Source organism: Asanoa sp. NPDC050611, assembly GCF_040654855.1.
Lineage (GTDB): Bacteria > Actinomycetota > Actinomycetes > Mycobacteriales > Micromonosporaceae > Asanoa.
In genome coordinates this window covers 1-1,201 of record NZ_JBFAIU010000702.1, presented here as the reverse complement: position 1 = coordinate 1,201, position 1,201 = coordinate 1, and the positions used below count along the sequence as shown (strand labels likewise).

General features: G+C 70.4%; 1 protein-coding gene and 1 pseudogene. Both read left to right on the top strand.

The annotated features are described in order from the left end of the window. Window positions 1-86: integrase core domain-containing protein (locus AB0H87_RS41950; RefSeq protein ID WP_360155155.1), on the top strand; the 86-nt coding region annotated here is incomplete at its 5' end. Window positions 87-180: 94 nt separating this feature from the next. Further along, a pseudogene (locus AB0H87_RS41945) lies at window positions 181-1,201 on the top strand (hypothetical protein); the annotation flags it as partial.

Here is a 1,201-nt window from a genome sequence, read left to right as displayed (position 1 = left end):
CCTGGCTCGAGCACTACAACACTCAACGACGCCACAGCGCACTCGGCGGCCAACCCCCGATCAGCCGCCTGCAACCAACCTCATGACCGGGTACATCTAGCGCCTTTGTCCACAAACAACGGGCGGGTCACCAGGAGAGCCGTGCCGGCCTTATGGTGAGCCTCCCGTCTGTGGCCAACCGTGGCGACAGCGTTCGATGTGTGGCCCGAGGCGAGCATGTACCCGAACTATCCCTCCGGCGGCTACGAGCCGCCGTTCCAGCACCAGGCCGACCCGCTCGTCAGCCCGAACTACGCCGGGTGGTGGCAGCGCGGCACCGCCATCGTCCGCCGCGGCTGGCAGCCGCTCGCGTTGTTGCAGCTGATCGGTCTCGTCCTGGCGCTGCTGGTGCAGACGCCCGTCGCGGTCTACCTGGCGCTCATCCAGGACGACCTCAACAACTCGCTCACGACCAGCGACGGCGATCTCGGCCAGTTCGACTGGGGGCCGTTCCTCGGCCTGATGGGCTTCACCGCGGGTGGCACGCTGCTCGGGGTCATCGTCACGGCGATGGTGACGCTCGCCGTGGTCTACGTCGCCGCGAGCATCGCGATCGGCGCGCCGGTGCGGCTCGGCGAGGCGCTGCGGCTGGCCCTCCGGCGGTTCCTGCCGCTGCTCGGGTGGCAGCTGCTCGCGCTGCCGATCTACTTCGTCGGGCTCTGCCTGTGCATCCTGCCCGTCTTCTACGTGTGGGGCGTGCTCGCCGTGCTCCCGATGGTGGTGGCGGCCGAACGCACGAACGCGATCGGCCGCTGCTTCACGCTGTTCCATCGCGACTTCGGCGTGGCGGCCGGGCGCATCGCGACCGTCCTCGGCCTGACCATCGGCGGCGGCATCGTCGGTGCGCTGATCGGTGGCATCATCCAGGCGGTGGCGAGCAGCGCGCTGTCGGGCGACACCGCGATCATCGTCGGCTCGATCATCTCGACCCTGCTGAGCGCGGTCGTGGGCGGGGCGCTGGCGATCCTCGTCGCGCCGCTGACGCTGACGGCCTACGCGGACATGCGCGCCCGCGTCGAGCCCACCAACGCGTTGCGCATCACCCAGGGCCTGGGCATCACCCCGCCGGCCGGCCCGTGGTCGCCCGGCCTCGGCGCGTTCAGCCACGGGAAGTCGCCGTCAGTCACCACGACGTCAGCTAGCAACTCCCCGCCGTCGCGCC